2 protein-coding genes are annotated in these 15,674 nt (G+C 62.5%); both read left to right on the top strand.

Annotation, left to right across the window (positions count from 1 at the left end; genetic code table 11):
• Positions 1 to 8: 8 nt before the first annotated feature.
• Positions 9 to 14,741 (top strand): hemagglutinin repeat-containing protein, encoded by a 14,733-nt coding sequence (locus tag RTW82_RS15735; RefSeq protein ID WP_316925661.1) that lies wholly within the window; start codon positions 9 to 11, stop codon positions 14,739 to 14,741.
• A complete protein-coding gene (locus RTW82_RS15730; protein ID WP_316925660.1) occupies positions 14,742 to 15,197 on the top strand; it encodes a hypothetical protein in 456 nt (151 codons plus the stop codon).
• The last annotated feature ends 477 nt before the right edge of the window (positions 15,198 to 15,674 follow it).

The raw sequence follows: 15,674 nt of genomic DNA, 5'->3' as shown, positions 1-15,674 counted from the left end.
CCCACCTCATGGACGTTCGCAGCCCCTTCTTCCAGAACATCGCCACCGTGCTCATCGGCGTCATGTTCCTCAACCCCATCGTCAGCACCGCCGCCGACCTGGCCGTGGACGCCGCCGCCGGCGGCAACACCAGCCTCGGCGCCGCCGCCAACGGCGTACCCGTGGTCAACATCGCCACGCCCAACGGCAACGGCCTGTCGCACAACACATTCAGCGACTACAACGTCGGCCAGCAGGGGCTGATCCTCAACAACGCCACAGGCAAGACTCAGTCGACCCAGTTGGGGGGCTACATCCTCGGCAACGCCAACCTCAACGGGCGCGCCGCCGGCGTCATCCTCAACGAAGTCACCGGCACCAACCCCAGCCAGCTCAAGGGCTACACCGAAGTGGCCGGGCAGGGCGCCCACGTCATCGTCGCCAACCCCCACGGCATCACCTGCGACGGCTGCGGCTTCATCAACACCCCCCGCGCCACCCTCAGCACCGGCGCCCCCGTGGTCGAGAACGGCACCTTCAAGCGCTACGACGTCGACGGCGGACAGATCCGCATCGAAGGGCAGGGGCTCAACGCCAGCAACGTCGACCAGTTCGAACTGATCACCCGCAGCGCCCAGATCAACGCCGAACTGCACGCCCGGCAACTGGCAATGGTCACCGGCCGCAACGACGTCGACGCCGCCACCCTCGCCGCCACCGCCAAGGCCGACGACGGCACCGACAAACCCCAACTGGCCATCGACAGCAGCGCCCTGGGCGGCATGTACGCCGGCGCCATCCGCCTCGTCGGCACCGAACAGGGCGTCGGCGTCAAACTGGCCGGCGACATGGCCGCCAGCGCCGGCGACATCCAGATCGACGCCAACGGCAAGTTGACCCTCTCCCAGGCTTCCGCCGCTGGTGACCTGCAGATCAGGGCCGAGGTCGCAGAAATCCAGGGCGCTGTTTATGCCGGAGGGCGTGCGCTGCTAGAGACGCAAGGCGACATGAGCCTGCGCCAGAGTCTGGCGGCCAATCACGATGTACGCCTGAGCAGCGGCGGCCGTCTCCTCAACGAGGGCGTTGTCGAGGCGGGTGTCAGCCCGGACAGCCGACGTAACGGCCAGGGTGATGTCGAGGTGCGGGCACGGGAAGTGCGCAACAGCGGCAGCCTGGTGGCGGACCGCAACCTGGAGCTTCATGTAATCGAGGCCTTGGATAACCAGGGCGGGACCCTCAGTGCGCAGGGCAACGCCCGGGTTTCCGCCGACCGCCTCGATAACCGCCGTGGCCGTGTGCTGTCCCAGGGCGAGTTGGCAGTCAAGGCAAGGACACTCGATAACCGTCAGTCCGGTCTGATGGCCAGCGATGGCCGGCTGGATGCTCGGCTCGGGCGACTGGACAACCGCTCGGGTGAGCTTTCCGGCGGAACGCGTGTCGATCTTCGGGCCGGGGCCGTGGACAACCAGGCGGGCAAGGTTCTGGCGAAGCAGGTGCTCGATGTGTCGGTCGACGGCGCGTTGCAGAACCAGGGAGGCACGCTGGGCGCCGGGCAGCAACTGCGACTCAAGGCGGAGACCCTGGATAACAGCCTGCGGGGGCAGCTCGCCAGTCAAGGTGGCCTTGAGATGCGGGTGGCCGGAACGCTCGATAACAGTGCCGCCGGCCAGATACGTGCCGAGGGTAACGCCAAGGTCGCTGCCGGAACCCTGAGCAATCGACAGGGCGGCCAGTTGACTGCCCGCGCCTCCCTCGGCCTGACGGCGGGGCATGTCGATAACCGCAACGCCGGTCGCCTCGCCAGCGATGGCGTGCTCGATGCCAGCGTTGGCCGTCTCGACCAGCGAGGCGGCGGCCAGCTCTACAGCGGTGGCGATCTCAGTCTCGACTTGAACGGTGGCCATCTGCAGAACAGCGGTGGCCTGATCCGCTCGCCAGGGCACCTCCTGTTGCGCAACCTGGGGGAGGTCGGCAACCAGGGGGGCGAGATCGCCAGCGTCCAGTCTTTCGAGCTGGTTGCTCGTAGCCTGGACAACACGGACGGCAAACTGCTCAGCGAGCAGTCGCTGACGCTGCGGGTCGGCCAGGTGCTGGCCAGCCTCCGGGGCCGGATCGCCGCCAGGACGCTTGAACTGTCTGCGGCACATCTGAACAACCAGAGCGGCACTCTCGATGCCCAGGACGGACTCGAGCTCTGGGTTGCTGGTGAGCTGGACAACCAGCGTGGCGAGATTCTGGCCACAGATGGCCGACTGCAGGTGGGTTCATTGAACAACCGCAAGGGCGCTGTTCTTGGCGATACCCATGTCGCGATCGACAGCACGGGGGCAGTGGACAACAGGGAAGGGCGTATCGCCAGCGTGGGTGGGCTCGGCTTGAGCACGAGCGGCCTCGACAACGCCCAGGGTGGTCGGGCGACATCGAACCAGGCCATGTCCATTGTGGCTGCACAGCTCGACAACCGTGGCGGGACCCTGTCCAGCCGCGGCAAGGCGAGCCTGTCCGGCACTTCCCTGGACAACCGTGAGGGTGGTCAGGTGGTGGTCGGGGATGATCTGCATCTGTTCTTCGACCGACTCGACAACAGCCTGAAGGGGCTCCTGTCGAGCCTGGGCAGCACGCGCCTGGAAGCCAGGCAACTCGTCAACACGGCCGGGCGCCTCTACGCGCGGCAGGGCCTGTCGCTTCTCATGAACGACCGCACCGCTGGTGAGCACGCCGGCAGGTTCGACAATTCCCGGGGCGTGCTGATGACGGATGGTCGACTTCTGCTCCGGGCATCCGCAGTAGTCAACCAAGGCGGTGTCCTGGCCAGTGCAGCCGATGCGTCGATCAGCAGCAGTGGCGCTTTCGACAATCGCGGCGGCCAATTGCTTGTCGACAAGCACCTGCGCTTGACGACGGGCGGCCTGGATAACAGTCAGGCGGGGCAGATAGGGGCCCAGGGTACGCTCGGCCTTTCGACAGGTTCGCTCGACAATCAGGGCGGTGGCCGGATCACCAGCAAGGGTCAGCTCGACCTCGGCGCCCAGCATGTGAACAACACCGCCGGTGGGCGCATTTTCAGCAGCGGCGCGCTCGTCGCCAGCATAAGTGGCCTCGACCAGGCCGGCGGCGGCCAGCTCTACAGTGGTCGCGAACTCAGCCTGGACCTCAACGGCGGCTACCTGCAGAACAGCTCTGGTCTGATCCACGCCCCGGGTCAGTTGCTGCTGAAGAACCTGGTCGATGTCAGCAACCGGGGCGGCGAAATTTCCAGCCACACCGCCTTCACCCTGGTTGCGCGCAGCCTCGACAATTCCGGTGGCAAGCTGCTCGGCGCCCATGCGCTGTCGTTGCGAATCGAGCGTGCCCTGCAGAACCTCAAGGGGCAGATCGCCGCCAGCACCCTCGACGTGCAAAGCGCAGCCCTGGACAACCGCGCGGGCCTGCTCTCCAGCCGCGGCGAACTGTCACTGGCCGTGAGCGGCCAGGCTCACAACCGTGAGGGTGAAATCTCCGGCGGCGGCCTCGTCCGGCTGCGGGCCGGCAACCTCGACAACCAGAACGGCGAGATCCTCGGTGAAGGCGGCCTTGCGTTGAGCGTTGGCGATGCGCTGGACAACCGTGGTGGAACGGTCAGCGGTCAGCGGGTCGCGTTGGATGGCAAGCGCCTGGACAACCGTGGCGGCACCCTGGCCGCCGATGGCCCGCTGGTGTTCAGGCTGGAGCGGTTGGACAACAGCCACCAGGGCCAGATAACCAGCAAGGCGGATCTTGCCTACCAGGGGCAGCACCTCGACAACCAGGGCGGTCGCATCATCTCGGCCGGCGTCTTGTCCCTTGAGGCGGAAGAGGTACGGAATGCCAGGGGGCGCATCGCCAGCCAGGGCGATCTGCATGCTGCTGTCGGCACGCTGGCGCAGCAGGGAGGGGCACTGGTCGCGCAGGGGCGGCTGGGCCTCGTCGCCCAGTCCCTGGACAACCGCCAGGGTGGCCTGGTGGGCAGCACAGCGGGATTGATGCTCGAGATCAAGGATATCGACAACCGGGGCGGCGAACTTTCCAGCCAGGCTGGCGTGAGCCTGTCCAGCCAGCGGCTGGATAACGGCAGTGGCAAGGTGCTTTCCGGCAAGCGCCTGCTCCTCGCCGTGGACCGCGTGATCAACCAGGCCAAGGGCCTGATCTTCGGTCGTCACGCGACCACTCTCGAAAGCCAGCAGTTGGACAACAGGGGTGGCACGCTTTCCAGTGCGGGGGCGCTCCTCGTCACCCTCGCCACCGCTGAGGGCGAACTGGACGGCGTCCTGTCCAATCAACAGGGTGTGATCAGCGGCGACCTAGGCCTGGACGTCAGCGCCAATCGCATTGACAACCAGGAGGGCACCCTTTCAAGTGGCGGCCGCCTTGCCGTCTCCAGTGCCGACCGGCTGGATAACCAGAGCGGCCTCATCGTCAGTGATGGCTCCCTTCAACTCTCGAGCGCAAGCCTGGACAACGGGCTGGCCGGTGATATCAGCGCTCGAGGGGATGCGTGGCTCACCACGGGCACCTTCGGCAATAGCCAGGGTGGACGGTTGGCAGCCGCCGGTACTCTGGAACTGGAGGCGGGGCAGGTCGACAATAGCAGCCAGGGGCGAATCGCCAGCGGCGGCCCGCTCATTGCCAGGGTTTCCGGCCTGGACCAGCACGACGGTGGCGAGCTGTTCAGCGATGGCGACCTACGCCTCGACCTGCAGCACGGGCTGCTGAACAACGACCAGGGCGGCCTGATCAACAGCCCCGGTCAATTGCTTCTGCAAAACCTGGGGCAGGTCAGCAACCGTGGTGGTGAAATCTCGAGCCAGCAGCACTTCACTCTGGCCGCTGAGCGCCTGGACAACGAAGCTGGCAAGCTGCTCAGCCAGCAGTCACTGGTCCTGCGCATCACCCAGGCCCTGGACAACGTCAGGGGCTCCATCCTGGCCAACGGCCTGGAGCTGCGAGCCGGCCGGCTCGACAGTCGAAGTGGCCTGATCAGCAGTCGAGATCGACTCGCACTGGATACCGCCGGCCACCTCGATAACCAGGGCGGCAGCATCCTGGCGAGAGGCAATCTGGCCCTCGCCGCCGCCACACTGGACAACCGCGCAGGTGAAGTTGCCAGCCAGGCGGACGTCCGGGCGAAGATCGGAACCCTCGACCAGCGGGGTGGCCAACTGGTCGCCCTTGGGACGCTGGTGCTGTCCGGCCAGCGCCTCGACAACCGCGCCGACGGGTTGATTGGGGCTACTCAAGGGCTGAGCCTGGAGGTCGACGAGATCGACAACCGGGTGGGTGAGATATCCAGTCAGGGTGGCGTTATCCTCGTTGCCCGAGCGCTCGACAACAGCGAAGGCGGGCGCCTGCTCTCCGGCTCCCGGCTCGATCTGGTCGTCCAGCATCTGATCAACCAGGCACGGGGCCTCATCGCCGGAACCGATGGAATTGGCCTTCGCGGCTCCCGACTGGACAACCAGGGCGGTCGCCTGGTCAGCCAGCGGGCGGTAGCGATCAGCGTCGACGATACCCTGGCCAACGGCCAGGGTCTGATCAGTGCCGAAGGTCGGCTGGACCTCGACGTCGGTTATCTCGACAACCACGCAGGCAGCCTCTCCAGTGGAGGTGCCCTCGTTATCAGCAGTCAGGCGGGTCTGAACAACGATGAGGGCCAACTCATCAGCGACGCCGCCTTGTCGCTGACCGGTGCCCATCTTGAGAACCGCCGGGGCGTCCTGTCCGCCAAAGGTCCCGTCCAGGTGGCCACCGGCAACCTCGACAACAGCCAGGGCCGCCTGACCAGCGCCAGCACTCTGCAACTCGACGCTGGCCCCCTTATCAACAACGCGGGTCGTATCGGCAGTGGCGAGGCGCTGGAGGCCAGCGTCACGCGCCTGGAGCAGCAAGGCGGCCAACTGTTCAGCAACGCTCGGCTCAGCCTTGACCTCAACGGTGGCGACCTCGATAACCGCGAAGGTCTCATCAACGCCCCGGGGCAACTGCTGCTGAAGAACCTTGGCGATGTCAGTAACCAGGGGGGAGAGATTTCCAGCCAGCAGGCCTTCATCCTGGCGGCGCGCCGCTTCGACAACCACGATGGCAAGCTGCTCAGTGCCATGGCCCTGACGCTTCGCATCGAGCGGGCCTTGGCCAACCTCAAGGGACTGATCGCCGGCTCGCGCGTCGACCTGCGCACCTCCCGCCTGGACAACACCGGTGGCACCCTGACCAGCCGCAGTGACACGCGGCTCCATGTCGGCGAGGCGCTGGCCAACGGCGAGCACGGGCTGATCAGCGCGGCCCGGGAGCTCAGCGTCGAAACCTCGGATCTGGACAACCGAGGCGGGAGCCTGCTGGCCGGGAGCTCACTCGAACTGCATGGGCAGGACATCGACAACCGCGATGGCGGTCTTATCAACAGCCAGGGCGGCCTGGTCCTGCGGGCCTCCACACTCGACTCGAGCCATGACGGCGAAGTATCTGCCCAGGGCGACATGGACCTTGGGCTCAGCCAGTTGATCCAGCACCAGGGGCGTCTGATCGGCAGTCGCGGGTTACGCCTGGACCTCGACGGTGGCGACCTGGACAACCAGCGCGGCTTGATTCTTGCGCGCGGCCCCCTTAGCTTCGAGCGCCTACGCGACCTTGCCAACCAGGGCGGCGAAATCAGCAGCCACCAAAGCTTCGCGCTCGATCTGCGTCACCTCGACAATACTGCTGGCAAGCTGATCACCCGTGGGCAGCTGGGCCTGGCGGGAACGACGCTCATCAACCAGGGCGGCCTGCTTTCCGGCTGGCAGGGGCTCAGTGTCCGTGGCCAGAGTCTGGACAATCGCCATCAAGGCACCCTGTCCAGTCGGGATGGCGACCTTTCTGTCATCTTGGCCGGCACCCTGCACAACAGCGTGGAAGGCGCCCTGGTCAGCCAGGGACGGCTAAGCCTCAAGGCTACGAAACTCGACAACAGCGACCGGGGCATCCTATCCAGCGGGGTTGGGCAACGCCTTGAGATCGCCGAATCGATCGACAACCGTGCCGGTGGCTCTATCGATAGCGGCGCAGGGCTCGAACTGCGCACTGCGCAACTGAACAATGCCGCGGGCAGCCTACATGCCCAAGGGCGGCTCGACCTCACTGCATACAGCATCGACAACCAGCGCGGCAGCCTGACCGGTGGTGATCGGGTGACTCTCCACCTGCTCGGCTCCTTCGGCAATGCCGAGGGCACCTTGGCCAGCACCGGAGCGCTCCTCCTCCAGGGCGCGAGTCGCGTCGATAACCAAGGCGGCCAGATTGTCAGCCGGAGCCTGCTGACCCTGCTGGGCGGCAGTCTGGACAACAGCAGCCGTGGAACCCTGGCCGCGAATGGCGCCCTGCTCCTGAGCACCAGCGGTGCCGTACAGAACGACAAGGATGGCCTGATCCACAGCCGGGAGGCTGGCGTACGCATCGAGTCCGCCGGCCTCACCAACACCTACGGCAGCCTCCAGGCGCAGGGTGACCTGGGCATTGTGACGGGCGAACTGAGCAACCAGGGCGGGCGTCTGCTCAGCCTGGCCGGCAACCTGGACATCACCGCCGACACCCTGGACAACCGCGCCGGTACCCTCGCCAGCCTGCAGGGCTGGGTGAGCGCCCGCCTGGGCGGCTGGTTGAACAACGGCAGCAACGCCGACAGGGCCGGCACGTCAGGCAAGGCCGGCATTATCCAGGGCCGCAGCCTGGCCCTGGCCGCCAGCAGCCTCTTCAACCAGGGCGGGCACCTATCGGCTCTGGCTGGCGATGCGCAATTGGCGGTCGGTCATTTGGATAACCGTCAGGGCGGCCTCTTTGCCGCCGGGCTGCTCAGGGTCGAAGGCGACAGCCTGACCAACTGGGGCCAGATCGCTGGCCAGCGGATCGACTTCAGCCTGGCCGGTGCCCTGGACAACCAGGCCGGCATCCTCGAAAGCGACAGTACTCTGAGCCTGCGCGCGGGAAGCCTGGACAACCGTGGTGGCCAACTGCGTGCCCTCGGCAATACAGGGGCTATGCAACTGGCGGTAGGGGGGCTGCTGGACAACCGCAACGGCCAATTGGAGAGCGCCAACCTCGACTTCGGCCTCGCTGCCGGCAGCCTGCTGAATGAAGGCGGCAGCCTGCTACACGTCGGCGATGGTGTCTTCAATATATCCCTGCCGAACGTGGGCAACGCTGGCGGTCGCATCGTCACCCAAGGCGGCCTGACCCTCAATGCCGATAGCTGGACCAACAGTGCCGTCATCCAGGCTGGGCGTCTGACGGTCAATGTCGGTAACTTCCAGCAGACCGCCACTGGCCAACTGCTGGCGAGCCAGGCCCTCACCGGCTCCGGTAGTGATTGGCGCAACGATGGGCTGATTGCCAGCGATGGCGGGCTGGTACTCAGTCTCAGCGGCACCTATAGCGGTTCCGGCCGCGTCACCAGCCTGGGTACCCTTGACCTGGCAGCGGGACAATTGACCTTGCCCACGACCGGCCGCATCACCAGCGGGGGCAGTGCCAACGTCAAGGTCGGAAAGCTGCTTGCCAACCACGGCGTACTGACCTCCTCCGGCGGCCTGAGGCTCGATGCCGGTCAACTGGACAACCACGGCACCCTCGGCAGCGGTGAGGTGCTGCGGCTGACGACATCGGCCCTGTTGAACGAGCGCGGCCTGCTATTCAGCGGCGACGACATGACGCTGCATGTCACCAGCCTGAAGAACCGCTTTGCCGATATCTACAGCCTGGGCTCCTTGAGCATCGCGGCCAACGACTCAGGCGCGCGCAGTGCGGTGCTGGAGAACATATCGGCGACGCTGGAAAGCGCTCGCGATATGAAATTGGCGGTAACGAGCATCCTTAATCGTAAGGATGTGTTCTCGATTTCAGAGCGGCTGATTGCCGGCTCCATCACCTTCCATTGCTACAACTGCAAAGGCAGGCACTTTGATCTCGACTATTTCGTGAATGAAGAGATTGAGCGCGCGGTCACATCGGACTCCGCAGCCTCAAGTATCTCGGCTGGCAGAAACCTCACGGTTTCTTCCGATAGCTTCGATAACCAGCACAGCCTTGTCTCGGCCTCCGGTGACGTTTATATCGACACCGCTCTTTTCAATAACGCTGGAGCTGCGACCGAGAGCATCATTCGTTCCCGTACGTTCCGCAAAACCGATGACACCGAACCCTCACATGTGTTCTACGGGTTCATCAATGGGGCACTCGCGGACTACAACAAGTACAACGCGCGGTATGTTCATCGATATACAAGGACCACCGGGGGGCGTGAGCCACAAACATACATTCTTCGTACGCATGAGCAGGTAACCAGTACTCCGAACCCGCACTTCAACCCCAGTTTCGATCACAAGATACCCGACCGCTTCTACAGCTACATCCTGGCAAGCTCGTCCGAAACCAGCCTCAATACCGGTGTGGCCGCCAGCGCCATCATTCAGGCCGGCGGCAATGTCACCATCAAGGCGTCCACCAGCCTGGGCAATGGCGTCAGCCGCAGTAACGTCGCCTACGCCGGTGGTGCCAGCAAGGTTTCCGATACCTCCGTAGCCGCTAGCGCGGCCGGTAACGTCGTGCTGATCAATGCGCAACTCCCGCCTGATCTCGCGCAAAAGCAGGTCAATCCGCTCGCGCTGCCCGGCTTCAGCATCCCTAATGGGCAGAATGGCCTGTTCCGGCTGAGTTCCACTGCTTCAACCGATGCTAAGGTCGTCGCGCAGCAAGGACAGCAAAGCTGGACCGTGGGAAGCGCCAGCATCAGCGTCGCCCAGCGCCAGCAACACCTCCAGGTCAGTGGCGGTAGGTTCGATGTGCAGCTTGACGGCTCCTCGGAGACAGGTAGCCGTGAGCTGAACCTGAGGCAGCACCTGTCTTCCGGGGCCGCTGGCGAAAATGCCGCCCAGGTCGGCAGTGACGGTCTCGCGATCGACCAGACACGGCCAGGCCGGACTCAAAGCGATGCGCTAGCCCGCGTCCCCGCGATGGTCCCACACGTGCAGCCGGACCGGATTGACCCGCCCGGTGTCGACCTTGGCGAAGGCCTGCTGCCGGCGCAGCGCCCCCCTGTCATGGGCGAGCTCCCGGCAGCCCAGCCGACTCAGGTGCAGCCCCAGACGCCCGTTGGAACCCAAAGCGTCGCGCGTGTCCAGGAACTGCCGGCTACGGGCATCGCACCCCAACCCTATCGGTACCTGATCGAAACCAATCCGGAACTGACCCAGCTCCGGCAGTTCCTCAGCTCCGACTACCTGCTCGGCCTGCTTGGCTATGAACCCGACCGAACTCAGAAGCGACTGGGAGACGGCCTCTACGAACAGCGTCTGGTTCGTGAAGCCATCACTGCCCGCACCGGCCAGCGCTACCTCGCTGGCCTGGGCAGTGATGAAGCGATGTTCCGCTACCTGATGGACAACGCCATCGCCAGCAAGCAGTCCCTCAACCTCAGTCTGGGTGTCAGCCTGAGCGCCGCCCAGGTTGCGGCGCTGACACACGACATCGTCTGGCTCGAAGAGCATGAAGTGAACGGCGAGAGGGTGCTGGTGCCGGTGCTTTACCTGGCCCAGGCCAAGGGGCGCCTTGCGCCAAATGGTGCGCTGATCTACGGACAGGACGTGGCGCTCATCTCCGGTGGCGAACTCGTCAACCAGGGCACCCTGCGCGCCGGCAACAACCTCAGCGCCAGCGCCGGCAATATCGTCAACAGTGGTCTGGTTGAAGCCGGGAGCCGCCTCGACCTGCTGGCGACCGACAGCATCCGCAATGCCCAGGGCGGCATCATCGCGGGGCGCGATATCAGCGTCATCGCCGTCGCGGGCGACATCATCAACGAGCGGAGCCAGGGCACCCTGACGACCCATGGCACATCCGCACGGCAAGACACCGTGATGGACAGCGCGGCTCGCATCGAGGCAGCCAACGACCTGAGTCTCACCGCCGGGCGCGACCTGGCCAATATCGGCAGTGTCATCAGTGCTGGAGGGAGTGCCGGTCTGACGGCGGGCCGTGACCTGCTCATAGGCTCAGCCACTGAAATCGACAGTGCCCAAGGCCAAGGCAAGAAATCCCGCTGGAGCGAGACCACGGTTACCCAGCACGGCAGCGACCTGCACGTGGGGGGCAAACTCAAGGTCGAGGCGGGCCGAGACCTGGCAGTGATCGCCAGCCGTGTCGAAGCCGGTGGCGATATTGCACTGGCGGCAGGGCGCGACCTCGACATCACTTCGGCGGCCAATGAGAGCCACTACGAGTACCACTCCAAACGCAAGCGCAAGCAACTGGATATCGAGCGCGACAGCGTCCGGCAGCAGGGGAGCGAGATCGTTTCGGGAGGTGACCTCAAGCTGACTGCTGGCAACGACCTGAGCCTGACAGCCAGCCGCCTTGAGGCGAGCAACGAAGCCTATCTCTATGCGGGTAATGACCTGAGCTTGCTGGCGGCTGAAGACAGCGACTATGCATCTCACTATTCACGAAAGAAAAAGAGTGGCGCTTTCTCCAGCTCCACCAAGACGCGCTACAGCGTCGATGCAACCAGCGAGGCCCAGGGCAGCCTGATCAGTGCCAACACCGTGGACCTGCGTGCCCAGAACGACATGCGTGTTCACGGCAGTGATGTGGTGTCGACGGAGCACACATCCCTGCAGGCCGGCCGCGATATCGATGTCCGTGGCGTGACCGAAAGCCACTATCAGGAACGCTACGAGCAAAAGAAAAAATCCGGCCTGATGAGCAGCGGTGGTATCGGCATCACGCTGGGCTCCTCAAGCCTCAAGGGCAGCCAGCAAAGTGGCGTCGAAACCACCCGGGCCAGCACCGTTGGTAGCATTCAGGGTGACGTCAGTGTCCAGGCGGGCAGGGCCTTGGATGTAACGGGCTCGGACGTCGTCGCGGGTCGTGACATCCGCCTGAGCGGGCAGGAAGTGACGATCAGTGCTGCCGAGAACAACAACCGTAGCGAGCAGCGTCAGGAGAGCAAGAAAAGCGGATTGACCCTGGCCCTTTCAGGTGCTGTGGGGGCCGCCGTCAATACCGCCTATGAAACCGCTCAGGCTGCACGTGATTCCGAGCAGTCTGGCGATAGCCGCATGGCTGCCTTGCAGGGCGTCAAGGCCGGCTTGAGCGGTTACCAGGCGTGGCAGGCGGCTGAGCAAGGCGGCATGACTGCCGACAACGCCGGCGAGTTCGTTGGTATCAGCGTGTCGCTGGGCACTCAGAAGTCCAGTTCCAAGCAAGTGCTGGAACAACAGGTCAGCCAGGGCAGCAATGTCAACGCCGGGCGGGATCTGAGCATCCAGGCCCGGGGCGCGGAGGGCCAGGGCGGTGACCTGACCGTGGTCGGCAGCGGCCTCAAGGCAGGGCGAGACCTGACGCTCGATGCTGCTCAGGACATCCACCTCGATGCCGCCGCGAATACCCAGAAGCTCACCGGCTCGAACAAGAGCGGTGGTGGCAACGTCGGCATCAGCCTCGGGGTCAGCGATAGCGGCATTGGCCTGAGCATCTTCGCCAACGCCAACACGGGCCTCGGTATGGAGAAGGGCAGCGGCACCACTTGGGAAGACGTCAAGCTGGACGCGGGAAACCAGGTCAAGCTCAGCAGCGGGCGTGACGCCACCCTGCAGGGCGCCCAGGTCAGTGGTGAGCGAATAGTGGCCGACATCGGTCGCGATCTGATCTTGCAAAGCCAACAGGACAGTGACCGCTTCGACGCCAAGCAGCAGAACGTCAGTGCAGGCGGCAGCTTCACCTTCGGGAGCATGACGGGGAGCGGCTATGTCAGCGTCAGCCAGAGCAAGCTGAAGTCACGCTATGACAGCGTCCAGGAGCAGACAGGCCTGTTCGCGGGCGAGGGTGGTTACCAGATCGACGTTGGTCAGCACATCCAACTGGACGGTGCCGTCATCGGCAGCACCGCCGATGCCGACAAGAACCGCTTGAGCACGGGCACCCTGGGTTGGAGTGATATTCGCAACAAAGCGGAGTTCAGCAGTCAGCAGCAAAGTGCCGGGATCAGCAGCAGCGGCACGGCCGGGCAGCAGTTCCTTGGCAACATGGCCAGCGGTCTTGTCAGCGGGCTGAGCCGCAGCGGCGAGGACAGCAGCAGCACCCGCGCAGCCGTCTCGGAAGGCCAGATCGACATCCGTGACGCAGAGAACCAGCAGCAGGATGTCGCTAGCCTCAACCGTGATGTCGAACACGCCCACCAGGCCCTGAGCCCGATCTTCGACAAAGAGAAGGAGCAGCGCCGCCTGCGGGAAGTCCAGGCCATCGCCGAGATTGGCAGCCAGGTCATGGACATCGTTCGTACCGAAGGGCAGATCAAGGCCACGCGTGAAGGCAAGGAGGCCCTGGAGCGCCAGGGCATCCGCCAGCCGGGCGCAGGTGCCAGCGCAGACGAGCGTGATGCGTACCAGACGGCCCTGGTCAACAGCCAGGCCTACAAGGACGTCATGGCCCTTTACGGGACGGGCGGCGACTATCAGCGCGCCGCCCAGGCCGTAACGGCAGCCTTGCAAGGGCTGGCCGGAGGCAACATCAGCGCCGCCGTTGCGGGAGCCGCCGCACCTTACGTCGCGCAGACCATCAAGCAGGCCACAGGCAATAACGACAACGCCCGACTCATGGCCCATGCCGTGTTGGCGGCCGTGGTGGCCAAGGCCCAGGGCAACTCAGCCGCTGCCGGAGCCGCCGGTGCAGTCAGTGGTGAGCTGATGGCAGAGCTGATTGCCAAGAAGCTGTACAGCGGTACACCTGTAAAAGACCTGAGCGAAGAACAGAAGCAGACGGTTTCCGCGCTTTCGACGCTGGCAGCGGGGCTAACGGTGGCGGCTGTAGGCGGAGATGTCGCCAATGCGGTGGCGGGTGCGCAGAGCGGGCGTAATGCGGTTGAGAACAACCTCATGAGCCCTGGTGATATCGGTTTCTGGTTAAGCAAGCCCGACGACTGTGATACGGACTGCAAAGCCGGGATTGCTCAACAAACCGCTGAAGGAGGCTTGAAAGTATCGGGGGCGCTGACTGCTGCGGCTGTTGGTGGTGCGGCTACCGCGGCGGTGTTAACTGCCGCCCGGGCGGGAGCCGCAGTCTGTGCCAGCAACCCTGCGCTCTGCGTAACGGAAGCCAGCATCTGGCTTGGAGAGTTGGCTGTTGGGGATGCGCTACCGACAGGGCTCGTGGTGGGCGCAGGCGCCAAGCTGACCTTCGAACAAGCTGCTGAAATACGCGCGTTGATGGAGGTCGAAAGGCAGACTGGCCATAAGTTCTCCGCAGCAGCCGTTGAAACTATTTTGGCGAAGAGTTCGGCGAAACCGGCAGAGCCTATGCTGGGGGCTAGCCCAACAGGGGGAGGTTTAATAACTAAAATTTCGGATGAAATGAAGGCTAATCCTTATCATCCAGACTGGCAGCATTACAGTGGTGAGGTTTCTAGAGATCTTAGTTCTGCCTTTAATAGCTCGGCTACTCCTGGCGGTAGGCCTTTGACTATTCACGCCTTTGAAAGCTTAAGTCGTCATGGTTTTAAAGACCTCCGGCAAGTTGACAATATAATTGATAACGCAACACATGCGATCACGCAGCGAGACGGCGCGATCGTGTTTGTACAGAAAACTGGCGTTGGTAGTAAGGCAAGATATAATCTCGTTGTGGAAGGTGAGAAAGGGGTTGTCACTGGTATGCGTAACTTTACAAAGCAAGAAGTAAAAAATATGGCGCATAACCAAGGCTGGGAGGAGTTGCCTTTTTAAATGAATATTTTTTCAGATGTTTCACTTAAGACAGAGGCTGGGGATTTAATTTTCTCACCTGTCGGGGTGTATAAGAGTGAAGGAGTATTTGACTACAATATAACCTGTGCCTTAGCTGAAAGGTTTTCTGGTTTATTGCCTGGTAGCTTTGCATGCAGGCTGTATCGTAAAGATATAGAGGGGTTGATTTCCTATTTTGACGTTCATTTGCGAAGTCTAGTGGCTGGGAAGTTTATTGAGTCGTTATCTTTTTTGCCTTTGGAAGGTGATATACAAATAAAGGGGTTGGATGGTGAGGTGACTGATTTTTTTGATGGATATTTTTCTATAAATATATTATTTAATTGTGGAAAGGCTAATAGGTCTTCCTCGAATACATATTTCGGATTTGAGACTGTTGTTGAAGTGGTCGCGGTTCATGAGTTTTGCGACGGACTAAAGCGCTTTATTTTGTAATTGACGTGAGTTAATGGTGCAGTGATTGGTTTCGCTGTAAATCTTGGCGTGAATTCCGCTTTCGTGATAATTGTATTGATGTTAAATGTTCGGAATGTCTTCAGTCTATATGAGTCCAGTAGCGTATTTTGTTGATTCTGAAATGGGTTTGAGTGTTGTTCTTGATCCGTCTGACAATTTTTGTCTGTATGGAGGCTGAATTTCCAATAGCTCCTGCATGTTATTAAAGTGGAAAATTAGTGGGTGGTTAGTGATTGATCCATGTGTTGAATACAAGGTTCTAATACAGAGCTACTTAAGCGGTGGGGGCGCTTGAGTTTCAGATTTTATATATTAAAAAATTTAAAAACGAAGAGCGACTGCCGGATGATTGTTCTGTTTTTGATTTTTGATGAGTTTTTGGAGATGTTAATGCATATACGGAGGATGAGGATTTGCTGGCAGGAAATTCAGATTTTTATTTGAGTCGTGTTTAGG

The organism is Pseudomonas sp. zfem005, from assembly GCF_032621735.1.
Classification (GTDB): domain Bacteria; phylum Pseudomonadota; class Gammaproteobacteria; order Pseudomonadales; family Pseudomonadaceae; genus Metapseudomonas; species Metapseudomonas solani.
The sequence above is the reverse complement of the archived record's forward strand: the minus strand, read 5'-3'. Positions and strand labels throughout refer to the sequence as shown.

Coding starts and splice junctions, on each gene's coding strand:
- RTW82_RS15735 (WP_316925661.1), top strand. CDS start 9: ATGGACGTTCGCAGCCCCTTCTTCCAGAACATCGCCACCGTGCTCATC.
- RTW82_RS15730 (WP_316925660.1), top strand. CDS start 14,742: ATGAATATTTTTTCAGATGTTTCACTTAAGACAGAGGCTGGGGATTTA.